General features: G+C 70.5%; 10 protein-coding genes. 7 read left to right on the forward strand and 3 right to left on the reverse strand.

The genetic code is table 11. The features are described from left to right. Window positions 1-41 precede the first annotated feature (41 nt). Window positions 42-455 carry a hypothetical protein gene (locus DMB37_RS13325; RefSeq protein WP_135232976.1) on the forward strand — a complete coding sequence of 138 codons (414 nt, stop codon included), beginning with the start codon at window positions 42-44 and terminating at the stop codon, window positions 453-455. Here the strand turns inward: DMB37_RS13325 and DMB37_RS13330 are convergent. Further along, window positions 412-4,407 (reverse strand): ATP-dependent helicase, encoded by a 3,996-nt coding sequence (locus tag DMB37_RS13330; protein ID WP_135232977.1) that lies wholly within the window; start codon window positions 4,405-4,407, stop codon window positions 412-414. The two genes, DMB37_RS13325 and DMB37_RS13330, sit on opposite strands and share 44 nt — an antisense overlap. A 279-nt stretch (window positions 4,408-4,686) precedes the next feature. Beyond that, entirely contained in the window at window positions 4,687-8,496 is a 3,810-nt protein-coding gene (locus DMB37_RS13335) for an ATP-dependent helicase (protein WP_370465372.1), read from the reverse strand. A gap of 71 nt (window positions 8,497-8,567) precedes the next feature. On the opposite strand from DMB37_RS13335, the gene DMB37_RS13340 reads away from it, so the two are divergent. The 5 genes from DMB37_RS13340 (at window position 8,568) to DMB37_RS13360 (ending at window position 13,087) form a co-directional block, all read left to right on the forward strand. Then, window positions 8,568-9,344 (forward strand): alpha/beta fold hydrolase, encoded by a 777-nt coding sequence (locus DMB37_RS13340; protein WP_135232978.1) that lies wholly within the window; start codon window positions 8,568-8,570, stop codon window positions 9,342-9,344. Window positions 9,345-9,349: 5 nt separating this feature from the next. Then, window positions 9,350-9,646, forward strand: a complete 297-nt coding sequence (locus tag DMB37_RS13345; RefSeq protein ID WP_107658936.1) for an MGMT family protein — start codon at window positions 9,350-9,352, stop codon at window positions 9,644-9,646. A 40-nt stretch (window positions 9,647-9,686) separates the two neighbouring features. After that, on the forward strand, window positions 9,687-10,436 hold the full coding sequence (locus DMB37_RS13350) for a VOC family protein (RefSeq protein ID WP_135232979.1): 750 nt from the start codon (window positions 9,687-9,689) through the stop codon (window positions 10,434-10,436). Window positions 10,437-10,513: 77 nt separating this feature from the next. After that, entirely contained in the window at window positions 10,514-12,250 is a 1,737-nt protein-coding gene (locus tag DMB37_RS13355; RefSeq protein WP_135232980.1) for an NTP transferase domain-containing protein, read from the forward strand. A gap of 78 nt (window positions 12,251-12,328) precedes the next feature. Further along, window positions 12,329-13,087, forward strand: a complete 759-nt coding sequence (locus tag DMB37_RS13360; protein WP_135232981.1) for a class I SAM-dependent methyltransferase — start codon at window positions 12,329-12,331, stop codon at window positions 13,085-13,087. A gap of 107 nt (window positions 13,088-13,194) precedes the next feature. Here DMB37_RS13360 and DMB37_RS13365 read toward each other — a convergent pair whose 3' ends face one another. Next, window positions 13,195-13,482, reverse strand: coding sequence for a hypothetical protein (locus tag DMB37_RS13365; RefSeq protein ID WP_135232982.1), 288 nt, complete (start codon window positions 13,480-13,482; stop codon window positions 13,195-13,197). Window positions 13,483-13,588: 106 nt separating this feature from the next. On the opposite strand from DMB37_RS13365, the gene DMB37_RS13370 reads away from it, so the two are divergent. Then, a complete protein-coding gene (locus DMB37_RS13370) occupies window positions 13,589-15,901 on the forward strand; it encodes an arylsulfatase (protein WP_135232983.1) in 2,313 nt (770 codons plus the stop codon). Window positions 15,902-15,937 lie beyond the last annotated feature (36 nt).

Here is a 15,937-nt window from a genome sequence, read left to right on the forward strand (position 1 = left end):
CCGGTCTCGACGCGAACACCCGCGGAATGCGAAGGTGCCTCATGGCAGAAAACGCTCACCTACCTTCCCGCGCCGCCGGTCGCCGCCCCGCACTGGCCATCGCCGCCCTGCTGTTCCCCATGGGGGTCCTGCATTTCGTCGCGCCGAAGTTCTTCGATGGGATCGTGCCCCGCGCGCTGCCCGGCGAGGCGCGCAACTACACCTATGCCTCGGGCGTAGCCGAGATCGGCGTCGCCGCGGCGCTGGCGATCCCGCGGACCCGTGGCCTCGGCGGGCGGCTGGCCGCGCTGCTGTTCATCGCGGTGTTCCCCGCGAACGTGCAGATGGCCGTCGACACGCTCGGCAACAAGAAGGCCTCCCAGCTGATGAAGGTCGGCACGGTGCTGCGGCTGCCGTTGCAGGTTCCGCTGATCATCCAGGCGTTGAAGGTGAGCCGGTCGGCGCGGAATTCCTGATCAGCTCGGCCAGTTCGTCCGGTCCGGCCAGCGCCGTCGGTGCGATGGTGCGGCCGGTACGCACGTAATGGAAAGCGGCACTGATGCGTTCGAGCAGCTCCTGCTCGGGCCTGCCCTCCCTCGACGCCATCAGCCTGGCCCACGCCAGCCGGTAGACGGCCAGCTGCATGGCGACCGCGGGCTCCTCGGCGGGCGTCGGCTCGGCGCCGGTCTTCCAGTCGACCACGATCCAGCCGCCGCCCGGCTCGGCGAACACCGCGTCCATCCGGCCGCGAATCACGGTGCCCGCGAGCGACGTCTCGAACGGGACCTCCACATCGATCGGGCTGCGGTTGGCCCACGAGGAGTTCAGGAACGCGTCCTGCATCGCGGTCAGCTCGTCGTCGACACCCGCGTCGGCGGCGGTGCTGTCCGCCGCGCCGGGGAGTTCGTCCAGGCCGAGCAGCCGGGTCGAGCCGAACCAGCGCTGCACCCAGGCGTGGAACGCGGTGCCGCGGCGGGCCAGCGGGCTCGGCGGGAACGGGAGCGGACGGCGCAGGCGCGCGGCGAGTTTCGCCGGGTCGGCGCGCATCTCCACCAGGGCGGTCGCGGCGATCTGGCCGGGGAGTTCGACCTCCTCGGCGGCGGCCTGCTCGGATTCGAATTCGGCGAGTAGGGCGTCGACGTCGGCGGCCCAGCCGTCGGGGTCGTCGGGGTCGGGGGCGGGGGTGATCGGGTCGAGGGGCTGGTCTGCGGCGAATTGTGCGGTGGCGAAGGCGATGTCCTCGTCGGAGAGAGGCTCGTCCATGGGGTCGGGTGGGATGTCGCTGAGGTGCCGGGTCTCGGTGGGGTGGGTGTCCATGGGGTCCGGTGGCAGGGTGTCGGGGTCCGGGGGCAGGGCGTCCATGGGGTCCGGTGGCAAGGCGTCGATGTCGTCCGGCGGCTCGAACGGGTAAGGGTCGCTGAATCCTGCTGTGGTCGAGGTGGTGTCGAAGAGATCTGCCGAGACGCCGTCGGGTTCGAGAGCATTTCCCGGCTCCGGTGCACTGCCGAGCTCGAAAGCAGCGCCCGGCTCGAGCGCAGCGCCCGGTTCCCGAACAGCGCCCGGTTCGAGGACAGCCGCCGCTTCTACGACCGCGCCCGGTTGTCCGGCTGCGATCTTCTTCTCGCGGGCTGTTGCTCGCGGCGCGGGCGGCTTGGCGCGGAGTTCGGCCAGGGCAGCGCGGACCAGCGCGGCACCCTGCTCGATGGGATCGCGGCGGTCGCCGAGGGGGTCGCGCGGCCATTCGGCGGTGGCCGGGTTGTCGGTGAACGGGTTCACTGCGTCGTGCGCCGGTGGGTCGTCCCAGCGGGCGACGTCGACGACGCCGTTGGCGGGACTGTCGGCGGATTCGCTGGCATGTTTCAGTTCGAGCAGGAAGTCTGAAGGGCCCTTCGGCGTGCTGCCGGTTTCGGCCCAGTGGTGCGACGAAACGAGCAGCACGCGTTCGGTTCTGGTGAGGGCGACATAGAAGAGGCGGCGCTCTTCATCGATGCGACGGCGCTCCAGTGCTTCTTTATGGGACTTGATCGCGCGTTCCAGGTCGGCGCGGTCGTACAGGTCGGCCAGGTCCAGGACGGGCACGCCTTCGGCCGCGTCGTCCTGTTGCCGGTCGCCACGCAGCCTGGTCGGGAGTTCGGCCAGGGCACCGAGCCAGGTACCCGATGCGGTCCCCGAGGGGAAGACACCGCGCACCACGTGCGGCACCGCGACGATCTCCCACTCGAGACCCTTCGCCGCGTGCACGGTCAACACCTGCACCCGGTCCTTGGCGACCTCGACTTCGCCTGGCTCCAGGCCGTTCTCGACCGACTCGGCCGCGGCGAGGAAAGACAGCAAGCCGCTCAGCGACGCACCGGAATCGGCCGCGTACCCCGCGACCACTTCAGCGAAGGCGTCCAGATGCTCACGCCCCGCGCCGGTGCCCGACATGGCCCGGCGGGCTTGGGTCTCCACGCCGACGCCGATGGTGCGCTCCACGTCGGCGACCAGCTCGGTCAGCAATTGGCCGCTGCGTTCGCGCAGAGCGGCGAGTTCCCTGCTCAAGGCCTCGATCCGGGCGAAACCCGACTCCGAATACTGTTCGCGCGGGCCAGGATCGGCGATCGCGTCGGCCAAGCCCGCCTGCTCGGCGGGTTCCGGCGCCACCTCGCGCAAAGCCTCGGCCAGCGAGTTGCCGTCGGTGATGTCCGGCGCGTCAGCACTGTGGAAGCGGCTGATCGACAGCGTGCGCGCGCGCCGGGCCAGCGCCGCGATATCGGCGACACCGATACGCCAGCGAGCACCGGTCAAGACCCGCATCGCCGCGCTACCCGAGCCCGGCTCGGCGATCAGGCGCAGCGTGGCGACGATATCGGCGACCTCGGGGGTGGCGAGCAGACCGCCGAGCCCGACGATCTCCACCGGTAAACCTTGGGCGCGTAGCGCTTCCGCGAGCGGCGACGCATCGGCGTTGCGGCGCACCAGCACCGCCGAGGTGGGCGGCGGCTCCCCCGCGGCGCGACGGGCCGCCCACTCCTCGGCGATCCGTATGGCCAGCCACTCGCGTTCCTCGGCAACGGTCTCCGCCAATGCCAGCGCCACCACGCCCTGCCCCGCATCGGGTTTCGCGCGCAGGGCGTCGACCGTCACGCCGCCACCCTCGATGGCTTTGCGGCGCAACGGGTCCGCTACCAGGTTCGCCAGCGCCAAGGCCTCGGGCGGATTGCGCCAACTGGTCAGCAACGGCAGTGTCGGCGCGGGAACGCCGGGGGCACTGGGGAAGTCGGTGGCGAAGCGCGGCAGGTTCGCGGCGGAGGCACCGCGCCAGCCGTAGATCGATTGCATCGGGTCGCCGACCGCGGTGACCGCCAGTCGTTGTCCGTCGCGCGACGAGGACTCCCGCGCATCGGCATTCGAGGACTCGGCAGCGCCGCGTCGCTTGCCCGGCCGCGACTCCTCGCTCGGCTGCCGTCCGGTGTGCCGCGGCTCCCGCGCACTCGTCGGCTGCTCAGCGCGCGCAGACGGGTCGGACTCAGGCGCGCCACCGAACAAGGCGGCCAGCAGCACTCGTTGGGCGTGGCCGGTGTCCTGGTACTCGTCGAGCAGGACGAGGCGGAAACGGGCGCGTTCGGCGGTGGCGACCTCCGGGTGTTCGGCGGCGAGGCGGGCGGCCAACGACATCTGAGCACCGAAATCCAGTGCGCCGCGGCGGCGTAACGCGTCGGCCAGCTGCTGCACCAGCGGGAGCAGGGCGATGCGTTCGCGCTGGACCTGCAGGATGCTCAGCAGGGCTTGGCTCGGCCCACCGCGCTGGCGTGGGCCGGACGGGAGGGTGTGCACCAGCTTCTCGAGGTCGGTGTGCGCCTCCGCCAATTGTTCCGGCTCGACCAGGTGCTCGGCCAGCTGCCCGGACAGGGCGAGGATCGCCTCGGTGACCGAGACGGGGGTGCGGTCGGTGTCCAGGTCACCGTCCCAGGTGCGCACCACCTGGTGCGCGAGCTGCCAGAGCTGGGTCTGGGTGAGCAGCGTCGCCGAGGGCTCCACCGGCAGCAGCAGGCCGTGTTCGGTGAGCAGCCTGCCCGCGTAGGAGTGGTAGGTGCTGATCTCCGGCTCGGCGCCGGACAGCTGCGCCCGTAACTGCCCGGACGGGTCGAGCTCGCGCAACAGCGGCGCACCGGCCAACCGGGCCAGCCGGGTCCGGATGCGAGCGGTCAACTGCTGCGCGGCTTTTCGGGTGAATGTCAGGCCGAGTACCTCATCGGGCAGGACGAGGCGGTTGGCCACCATCCACACCACGCGGGCGGCCATCGTCTCGGTCTTCCCCGCCCCGGCGCCTGCGACGACCAAGGTCGGGCCCGGCGGCGCGGCGATCACCGCCGCTTGTTCGTCGGTGGGCGGCGGCAGGCCGAGCGCGTCGGCCAGCTGGTGCGGGGTTACCCGTCCGCCGGTCACGACTGCGCCTCGGTGGTACCGCACTCCGAGGTGCCGGGTGGCACAGGTCCGCCTGGTCGCGGCCGACGTGCGCCGGTGGCCCGGCGACGTGGCCCGATACTCGAGTGCGCTGCGGCGTCGATCGCCCGCTCCGGTATCACGGAGCAGCACAGACACTCGACTCCGCAGATCGGCAGCGGTACGCGGCGGGGCTTGTCGTTCACGACTTCACCTCGCTGCGGCTCGGCGCTGTGGTGCCCGACAGCACGCTGTGTTGGCGATCGACTCGCCGGCGCTCGCTCACTCGTCGGTCACCTGCCTGCCGGTGTCCTGGACGGGGCAGCTGCCTGCGACCGGGCAGTGGCGGCAGCCGTCGTTGCGCATCGCGAGGTAGCTCGGGCCCTCGGTGGCGGCGGCCGCGTCGTGAATGGTATTGCGCCACTTGTCCAGAGCTTCCGGATCGAGCGGCGGCTGCATACGCTGCGTGGCGCCCTCCTTACTGCTCGGCTTGGCCACGTAGACCAGCCGGGCACCACCGGGTTCACCCAGTGCACCGGGAGCATCGTCTTCGTCCGAGGTCTGTTCGTCCGGGTCCGGTTCGCCTGGGGCCGTGGTTGATTCGCTTGCAGCCGAATCCGACGGCCTATCGGCGGAGCCTGATTCTTCCTGCGCTTCCTCGGTGGCCGCGTCGAGCGCGCCCATCGCCGCCGCCACCTGATACGTCGCCAGCTGCGCGTGGTCGACCGCCGCCTGCTTGGTGACCGGCGACTTCCCGGTCTTCACGTCCACGATCACGAAGCGGCCAAGCGCATCCCGCTCCAACCGGTCCACCCGGCCGCGAATTCGCACGGGCCGTTCGTCTTCCGTCCGCGGCGGCAGCACGCAGTCCACCGGCACCTCGACCCCGGCCTGGGTGAGTTCGCCGCGGGTGTTGCGCACCCACGCCATGAAGGTTTCCAGCATGGCCTCGGTGCGGCGCAGCTCCTGCCGGGAATGCCAGCCGGAGCCGGGATCGACGGACTGCCAGGCCTTTTCGAGCGCGGCACGCACCTGCGCCTCGGGCACCTGTCCGGCCAGCGCCTGCACCAGGGTGTGCACCAGGTTGCCCTTGACGGCGTGCGGGTTGTCGCCGTCGGTGCCGCCGTGCCGTTCCAGCGCCCAGCGCAGCGGGCAGGTGCGCAGCAGCTCCACGGTGGACGGCGAGAGACCGATCGGGCTCTCGTCCGCCTCCCACAGGGACCGTGCCGAACTCAATTCGGCGGTGCCGTACCACTCGTCGGGGTGGGTGCCCGGCACACCGGCGCTGGCCAAGCGCGCCAACTGGTGCGCGGCCCGCTGCCTGCGGTCCGCATCGGCCTCGGGATCGCAGACGGCGCCGCGCAATTCGGCGACCAGCGAATGCATGACCAGGGCGCGGCCGGGGTCGGCGATCGGCAGCGCGCCGGGTTCCCCGTCCTCGTCGTGCCCGAGCAACTCGGCCAGGAACCGGGACGGAACGAGATCCCGCTCCCCCGAGACCGACTCCACCGCGGTGACCAGCAGGGAGCGCCGGGCCCGGCTGCACGCGACGAGCAGCAGCCTGCGTTCCTCGGCGAGGATCGGCGCGGCCCGGCTCACCTGTTCGCCGCCGTCGATGACACCGGCGGTCAGGTCCACCAGGTCCTCGGTGTTCAACAGCGTCCCGCGCGCCCGCGGGTTCGGCCAAATCCCTTCCTGCACAGCGGCGACCGCGACGACGTCCCACTCCCGGCCCGCGGCGGCGTGCGCACTCAGCAGTGCGACCGCCTCCTTGGGCGCCGTACGGGACATCGAGCCGTTCGGGATCTCCTGTTGCAGCAGGTATTCCACGAAGCCCTCGATACTCGCCCGGGGCAGCCGATCCACATAGGCCGCGGCCGCGTCGAACAAGCCGACGGCGGCATCGAGATCGCGGTCGGCCTGCATGCCCACCGCGCCACCGCGTTCGGACTGCGCGACCCACCGTCGTTCGAGCCGCGAGGCGGTCCACAGCGCCCACAACACATCCTCGAGCCCCGCGCCGCGGCGACGCGCCTTACGCGCCCGCTCGAGCGCGTCGAGCACCCGGCGCAGCGGTGCCGCCTCGACATCGGTCAGCCGGTCCAGGATGCGGAGGTCGCCGGTCCCGATCAGCAGATCCCGCAGGACTTCCGCAGACGATTGATCTATGCCGTGCCGGAGTACGGCGGATTCACCACTGGCCACTGAATCGTCCGCGGTATCCCCGGGATCGCTCGCCTGCGAGACGGTGCTGTCGGCGGTGCCTGTGTCAGCAGCGGCGGTCTGCTCGGCGTCCACACCCTCTTGCTCGACCTCGATGCCACGCCATTCGGAGTCCTCGATGCTCCATTCGGCGTCGACCCCATACCAATCCGCATCGTCCGCGGCCCGCTCGACGCTGCCCGGACTCGGCTCGGGCAGCCCGGTTTCCCGCTCCGAGCTTTCGATAGCCCGATCGGGCTCACCCGGATTCCGCTCGGAGTACTCGCTTTCCGGAGCCTCGTCCGCACCCCGGCCGAACTTCGCCTTGTTCCGCTCGGACTCCAGCACGCTGCGTCGCACACCACGCCGCAACCGCCGCAGTGTGATCTGATCCGCGCCACCGAGCGGGCCGGCGAGCAGGTCCAGCGCGTCCTCCGGCTCGAACGCCGCGCCTTTCTCGCCCGCGAGCAACGCCCGGAGCGAAAGCAGCATCCAGGCCGCGCCCCGCCGCCGAGCCAGCGGAGTGTCCAACGCGGGCTGCTGCACGGGCACCCCCGCCGCCAGCAGCGCCCGGCGCAGCGGCGGCAACGACAGCGGCACCGACCGGACGATCACCGCCATCCGCGACCACGGCACCCCACCGGTCAGGTGCGCCCGCCGTAGGTGATCGGCGATGAGCGCGGCTTCCTTCGCGGGCGTGGCGAGCACCCGCACCCGCACCTCGGTGCCGTCGTCCGCAGGTTGATCCGCCCGCTTCGGCGACGAAAAGCGTTGTGGCGCACTGCCGGGCAACTTCGCCGCCACCCTGGCGACCGCCAGCTCCACCGGGCCGCCCGAACGATGGTTGTCCCGCAGCACGATTCGCTGTCCGTCGGGGGCGGGCAGGTCGGCGACGAACCGGGCGTCCGCGCCGCGGAAGGCGAAGATGCCCTGGTCGGGGTCGCCCGCGACGACGGTGGTGTGCGCGCTGTGCCCGATCGCCCTGACCAGCATCGCGGCCTGCGGATCGAGATGCTGTGCATCGTCGACCAGCAGGTACCTGATCCGCGCGCGTTCGGCGGCAAGCAGATCGGCGTCGCCGGCCAGCGCGTCCAGCGCGGCGCCGATCAGTTCGGCGGCGTCCAGTGCGGGCGCGGTCGCCTCCGGCGCCTCGACGCCCACCGACCAGCGCAGCAGCATCGTCTGCTCGTAGCGCACCGCGAACTTGCCCGCCGCCACCCACTCCGGTTTACCGTGCTCGCGCCCGAGCCGCACCAGATCCTCGGGTCCCAGCCCGCGTTCGGTGGCGCGCAACATCAGGTCACGCAACTGTTCGGCGAACCCACCGAGTGCCAATGCGGGTTGCAGCCGTTCCGGCCACAGGTCGTCCGCGCCCTCGGCGATGTCGATCAGGTCTCCGCGCAGCATTTCCCGCAGCACCGCATCCTGCTCGGCACCGGTCAGCAAACGTGGCGGCGGGTTGCCGTGCGCGGTCGCGTGCCTGCGCAGCACCGAGAAGGCGTAGGAGTGCAGGGTGCGGGCCAGCGGCTCCCTGGTCGCGCCCGGTACGCCGCCCTCGGCGTCGGGGCCGGCCAGGCGTGCGGTGATGGCGTCGCGGGCCGCACTCGCCGCCTGCTTCGAATGGGCAAGGACCAGCACGGATTCGGGATCGTCGCCCGCCGCGATGCGGTCGGCGGCGAGATCGACGAGCAGGGCTGTTTTGCCCGTGCCCGGTCCGCCGAGCACCTGCCAGGGTCGCCACCCCGGGCGCGTCGGCCCGGCCGCGGCCGCGGCCTCGAACAGCGCGCGAACGTCGGCACCCCAGGCGCGCGGCCGGGGTGCCGCCACGTTCCGGCGAACAAGTCGCACCGCGCTATCCGATCGCACCACGCGGGCTATTGCAACAGACACGACCGACACGCCGACGCCCCCCTTGGGCAACTCGCCGAGCGGCCGTGCGCTACGCAGGTCAAAATGGACCGGTGTCTGCTCTCAATGTCTATCGATTCGGCCCGGCGACCGGACCGGCCGTCCTCACGTTGCACGGGGTGACCGGCCACGGCAAACGCTGGGAAGACCTGGCCGCGAACCATCTGCCCGGTGTCCGGATCATCGCACCTGACCTGCGCGGACACGGGCGGTCGAGCGCGTTGCCGCCGTGGACCTTCGAGGCCGTCGTGGCGGATCTGGTCGAGCTGCTCGCCGCGGAGACCACCGAGCCGGTGACGGTGGTGGGGCACTCGTTCGGCGGCGCGTGTGCGCTTCATCTCGCCGATCGCCATCCGGACCTGATCCGGCAGCTCGTGCTGTTCGATCCGGCCATCGCGATCGACCCGGCACTGATCAACGACATCGCCGAATCGCTGCTGGCCTCCCCCGACTACGAGAGCGTGGCCCGCGCCCGCGAGGACAAGCTGGCCTCCTCGTGGGGTGAGGTCGCGCCGGAGCGCCTGGATGCCGAACTCGCCGAACACCTGGTGCCCACCGCGGACGGCCGCGTCGGCTGGCGGATGAGCCTGCCCGCCATCACCTCCTACTGGGGCCAGCTCGCCCGCCCCTTCGTACTGCCGCCCGCCGACCTGCCCACGGTCCTGGTGCAGGCGATGAAGGTACAGCCACCGTTCGTCACACCCGAGTTCCGCGCGGCGCTCACCGAGCACCTCGGCGCGCGTCTCACCGTGCACGAGTGGCAGTGCGATCACATGATCCCGCAAGCCCTTCCGGCCGAGGCCGCCTCGCTCATCCGCTCGGTGCTCTGAGCACGATGGCCACCACCGACGATCAGGTCGAGCGGGTGCGCGCGCTGGTCGCGTCCATCCCGCCCGGCCGGGTGGCGACCTACGGCGACATCGCCGCGGCCGCCGGGCTGTCCACGCCGCGCACGGTCGGCTGGATCATGCGCACCGACGCCGCCGACCTGCCGTGGCATCGGGTGATCGGCGCGGCAGGCAAGCCCGCCGCACACCTGGCCGACCGCCAGCTGCGCCTGCTCGCTGCCGAAGGGGTGCCGATCCGTGAGGGCCGAGTGAACTTGCGGGCCGCACGTTTTCCGTTTGGGTAAACCCACCCGGCGCGCGCCGCGCGACGGTTACCGTTGAAGCATGTCCACCCGCCTGGCGTGTGTCGTGTTCGATGCAGACCGGCCGCGGTTCATCGCGGATTTCTGGGCCGAGCTGCTCGGCTGGGGCGTGACTCTCGACCGCCCGGACGAGGTGGATGTGGCGGCCCACGATCCCGACGGCGCCGATCTGGCCCTGGCCTTCCTGCCTGCCGCGCGAGCCAAGCACGGCAAGAACCGCATTCACCTCGATCTGGCCAGCCGCTCGATCGATCATCAACGCCTGCAGGTGGATCGCGCGCTGTCCCTCGGGGCGCGCCGCGTCGACATCGGGCAGGGCACGGTGCCGTGGGTGGTGCTCGCCGATCCCGAGGGCAACGAATTCTGTGTCCTGGAGCCGCGCGAAGAATACGTGGACACCGGCGCCGTCGCGGCCATCGTGATGGACACCCGGGATCCGCTGCGGCTGGCCGAATTCTGGTCCGCCGCCTCCGGCTGGCCGGTCGCGCACGGCGGCGCGCAGCTGGCCGGACTGCGGTCGGCGACCGGGCTCGGCTCGTGGCTGGAGTTCGTGCGCACGCCGGAGCCGAAGTCGGGCCGCAACCTGCTGCACCTGGACCTGGCCTCGTTCGACGACCAGGCCGCCGAGCTGGCCAGGTTGCGAGCTGCCGGTGCCACGCCGATCGAGCACGCTGGCGGGAACGTCGGCACCGCGCCCGGCCTCACCCTCGCCGACCCCGAGGCCAACGAGTTCTGCCTGCGGCGGCCGGTGCGCGACTGCTCGACCGTGTAAACCGTCGGTGTCCGCCTCCCGGGTTCACGGCGGTGACGAATTAGCATGTCCGCCATGTTGTACCTAGGCCCTGCTCGGTGACCGCCGCCGACGCCATCGTGCTCGCCGGCGGGCGAGCCAGCCGTATGGGCGGTGTCGACAAACCCGCGATCGTCATCGGCGGTCGCTCCATGCTCGATGCCGCGTTGGCCGCGGTCACCTCGTGTGTGCACACGGTCGTGGTCGGACCACATCGGCCGGAGTTGCCGCCGGAGATCAGGCAGACCCGCGAGGTACCCCCGGGGTCGGGGCCGGTCGCGGCGATCGGGGCCGGGTTGAACGCACTCGGCTCGGCGGCCCCGCTCGTGGTGGTGCTCGCGGCCGATCTACCGTTCCTGTCCGACTGGTCGGTCACCGAATTGATCAGGCACGCCGGTGAATCCGGGGCCGAGGCGGTGTTCGCGGCGGACGAGTCGGGGCGGCCGCAGTATCTGATCGGGGTGTGGCGACGCACCGCGCTGGCCGCGGCCCTCGATGGACTGGAGTCGCTGATCAATCAGCCGATGAAGGCGCTGATACCGGCCGACTCGGCGATCATCGCGCTGCCGGGGGTCGCCGACTGCGATACCGACGAGGAGGTCCGCCAGGCCCGTGCCTCGGTCGACCCGGCACCACCGCTGTCCTTGGACGAGGCTCGGAACATTCTGCGCGACAACCTCGCCCGGCTCACCACCTACACCGCCGACCTGGCCTCGGTGCGCGGTGCGGCGCTCGCGGCACCACTGACGGCCGTCGGTCCACTGCCCCGCTTCGACGTCTCCGCGATGGACGGGTACGCGGTGGCCGGCGACGGGCCGTGGCGGTTGCGCCGCGACATCGGGTTCGCGGGCGGTCAGCGCCCGGTCGGGTTGCTGTCCGGCGAGGCGGTGCGCATCGCCACCGGCGCACACGTGCCCGACGGCACCACCAGCGTGCTGCGCGACGAATTCGTCCGGGTGACAGCGGAGGAGAGTCTGCACCGACTACCGGATACCCCGATCCGGGACGATGTGCGCCGCCGGGGCGAGGACCGGCAGCCCGGTGATCTCGTTGCGCCGCAGGGGACTCCGGTCACCGCCGCGTTGATCTCCGCGGCGGCGAGCGTGGAGGTGACCGCAGCGCCGGTGCGCGGACCGGTCCGGGCCAGGATCGTGATGACCGGCGACGAGATCCGCAGCGAAGGTCCGCTGCACGCGGGCCAGACCCGCGATTCGATCGGCCCGATCCTGCCGGAGCTGCTGTCGCTGTGCGGTATTCGCACCGCCGACCGGGTGCATCTGCGCGATACCCCCAACGGCTTCGACCAGGTGCTCGCCGCGGCGCCGGAGTGTGACCTACTGGTGATCGTCGGCGCGACGGGCGGCGGGGCGGCCGATCAGCTACGCGCAGCGGTCGACCGCTCGCGAGCCCGGGTACTGGTGCGACGACTGCGACTACGGCCGGGCGGCTCCACGATCGTCGCGGAACTCACCACGGGCACTACGGTTCTCGGCCTGCCCGGTAACCCGTTCGCCGCCGTGGCTACGCTGCTGGCCTTGGCCCCAGCGCTCGCCGAGGGTCGCACCGGCTGCGCACCGCGACGCTCCTTGCTCGGCCCGCTGCACAACGCGTCGGAGATAGCGGGACCGGTCGCGCGCATCGTGCCCGCTCGTTTCGCCGAGGCGGGCGGCTGGGTCGGCGACCCGCACATTCGCACCGCTCACCTCGGCGGTCTGGTGGACCGCGACGGTCTGGTCATCGTGCCCGCCGACGCCACCGACGGTGCAACGGTCGAGTTCTTGCCGCTGCCGCGCTAGGTAGCGCGCGTAAGCATGCCGACGCGCGGGTAGATAAACCTGTTGCCCCTCCGGCAACCGCTCGGCAACAATCGGGGCATGGGACGCAACTTCGAGGACCTGGTAGCGGAGGCAGGCACGGCCTCCGTGGCAGGCTGGGATTTCGGCTGGCTCGACGGGCGGGCCAGCGAACAGCGACCGTCCTGGGGGTATCAGCGGGTGCTGGGTGAGCGGCTCGGCAAAGTCGCTGCGGCACTGGACATTCAGACCGGCGGCGGCGAAGTGCTGGCTGGCGCCGGGAACTTTCCGCCGCTGATGGTGGCCACCGAGTCGTGGCCGCCGAATATCGACAAGGCGACCCAACTGCTGCATCCGCTGGGCGTGGCGCTGATCGCGGATCCGGACGAACCGCCGTTGCCGTTCGGGGACAACGCCTTCGATCTGGTGGTCAGCAGACACCCGGTCACCGTCTGGTGGGCGGAGATCGCCAGGGTGCTCCGTCCGTCGGGCACCTATTTGGCGCAACATGTCGGCGATGCAAGCGTTTTCGAACTCGTCGAATATTTCCTCGGTGCACAGCCTGCGGAAATTCGTAAGCGCCGCAATCCGAATGACGATCGGGCCGCCGCGGCGGCCGCGGGTCTCGATATCATCGATCTCCGATATGAACGGTTGCGCGTCGAGTTCGGCGATATCGGCGCGGTCGTGTACTTCCTGCGGAAGGTGCCGTGGATGGTCCCCGACTTCACGGTGAACCGATACCGCGACCGCCTCCGGACCTTGCACGACGAGATCGAAGCAAATGGTCCATTCATCGCCCATTCGACCCGATTCCTAATCGAAGCACGCAAGCCATAGCGCATCTACCTGCGGAAATGCCTAGGATCGCCGGTGCGACAGGCTTTTTTCACTTTCCCTTCCGGAATTGCTCGATGCTCGCTATCGTGAGTGACGTTAGGCGAATATCAATCCCCGGAAAGGACCGAGTGGAGATGGCTGAAAAGTCGAAGAAAACGCCTAAGAAAATGCCTAGGCAGATGGATCGGCAGCAGCAGCAACAGCGCCAGGATCAAAACCAGAACCAGGGCATGAACCGCCCAGGCGCAGACGGCCAGCGCATGCCGAACCAGCGCCAGTCCGACGATGATCGGCGCGATGCCGACCAGCGCAGGATGGGCCAGAACTAACTGATCCGCACCGCGTGCCGCCGGTTCACCGAACCGGCGGCCGCGGTTGTGGTCGTTGCGGTGCATTCGGCGCCGGACAGCTCGCCGAAACGGCGCGTCCCCGGACCGCCGGTTGCACGCACCGTGCGCGAAACGCTGGTGACCTGGGCATACCCCGCCTTTTACTGGGTGGATGCCTGTTCCTTCCCATGCCCGCGGCTACGAGTCCTTCGCCGGCACCATCGGACGCACCGCCGCGGCGTCGACCCCCGACTGGACCTACCCGCCGGCGGCCCCGGCCGGCGCGCCGAACATCCTGGTGGTGCTGGTCGACGATCTGGGATACAGCGACATCGGCCCGTTCGGATCCGAGATCGAGACCCCGACGCTGGATCGGCTCGCCGCGCGCGGTGTCCGGCTGACGAACTACCACACCACCCCGCTGTGCTCGCCGTCGCGGGCCGCGCTACTCACCGGAATCAACTCCCACCGTGCGGGTTTCGGCTTCGTCGCCAATGCCGATCCCGGCTACCCCGGCCTGCGACTGGAGCTGGCCGACGACGTGCTGACCCTGCCGGAGATCTTGCGCGCCAACGGGTACGCGACCTACGCGGTCGGCAAGTGGCATCTGGTGCGCGACGCCACGATGAACCCGGCGGCGCACCGGGACTCCTGGCCGACCCAGCGTGGGTTCGACCGCTACTACGGCTCGCTGGAGGGACTGAACTCCTTCTACTACCCGAACCAGCTGGTGTCGGACAGCTCCGTCGTCGACGTCGAGCAGTACCCGCCTGGCTACTACCTCACCGATGATCTGACCGACAAGGCGATCTCCTACCTCAAGGATCTGCGCGCACACGACGCGGCCAAGCCGTTCTTCCTCTACTTCGCGCACGTCGCCATGCACGGTCCCTTGCAGGCCAAGCCAGCGGACCTGGCCAAATACCGGGGTCGCTACGCCGAGGGGTGGGACAGGTTGCGCCAGCGCAGGTTTACCGCTCAGCTCGCGCAGGGCCTGTTCCCACCGGGCACCGAGCAGAAGCCGCGCAATACCGAGCCCGGTTACGAAGCGGCGGAATGGGATTCGCTCACCGCGGCGCAGCAGCGCCGCTTCGCCAGGTACATGGAGGTGTACGCGGGCATGGTCGACAGCATCGACCAGAGCCTCGCCCGCATTCTCGAAACCCTGGAGCAGCTCGGCGAACTCGACAACACCATCGTGGTGTTCACCTCCGACAACGGCGGCACCGCCGAGGGCGGACCGGAGGGCACCCGCAGCTACTTCGCCGAGTTCGCGCACATCGATGACCCGGACTGGATCGGGGATGTCCCGCTCGACGAGGAGCTGATCGGCACCGCGCGGCTCGGCGTGCACTATCCACGCGGCTGGGGACAGGCGTCGAACACGCCGTTCCGGTTCTACAAGGGACAGACTTTCGCCGGCGGCGTGCGAGTGCCGTTGCTCGTCTCGTGGCCGAAGGGGTTGCCGCGCAACGACGGTGACAACGGCATCCGCCACGAATACGCCTACGTCACCGATCTCGCACCGACCCTGCTGGAGCTCGCCGGACTGCAACGGCCGAGCGTGCGTAACGGTCTGCCCGCCAAGGACTTCGACGGAGTCTCCGCCGCCGAGCTGCTACGCGATCCGCGCGCCAGGACCGGGCACACCGAGCAGTACTCCGAGATGACCGGGCATCGCGGCTTCTATCGCGACGGCTGGAAGCTGCTGTCCCTGCACGACCGCGGCGGCGATATCGACGCGCCGAACTGGCAGTTGTTCGACGTCCGCGCCGATCCGACCGAGCTGCACGACCTTTCGGAACGGTTTCCCGAGCGAGCCGCCGAGCTGGCCGCCGCCTGGGACGAATCCGCCTGGGCAAACACCGTTTTCCCCCTGCTCACCCGGCAGGACCTGGCTCGCAGGCGGCCGGAGGAGCGGCGCCTCGCGGAACCCCTCCGCTTGCTACCGGGGACACCGACCTTGGAGCGCTACCGGTCGCAGCGGCTGATCGCCTACCGGGACTTCACCATCGACGCGGAGCTGGACAACTATCGGCCCGGCGACGAGGGCGTCCTGGTGGCCCACGGTGATCCGCTCGGCGGCTACCTGCTCTACCTCGAGGACGGCTGGCTGACCTTCGGGATGAACAGTTACGGCAGGTACGACTCGGCGTCGGCCGGTCCGCTCGCGCCGGGTACCCGCCGCATCTCGGTGACGGCGACGGTCCGTCCGCGCCTGCGCTGGGATTTCGTGCTCGAGGTCGACGGAGCCCCGGTCGCTGAGCTCCGCGACCAGGTGCAACTGGTGGGCATGTCGCCGTGGACCGGCATCTCCGTCGGCGTGGACGCCCGCGGACCGGTCTCGTGGGACCTGCGGGAGCGTCGCGGCACCTTCCGCTACACCGGCGCGTTACGGGCGATCACCTACACCCCGGGCCCGATCCGAGTGCCTGCGGGCACCATCGAGGCGGTCGAGCGGGAGGCGGAATTCGTTGCGGAGTAAGCAGATCGACGCTTACCTCCGAGGTAATTGTCCGGC

The organism is Nocardia sp. CS682, from assembly GCF_004634405.1.
In the GTDB taxonomy this organism is placed as follows: domain Bacteria; phylum Actinomycetota; class Actinomycetes; order Mycobacteriales; family Mycobacteriaceae; genus Nocardia; species Nocardia ninae.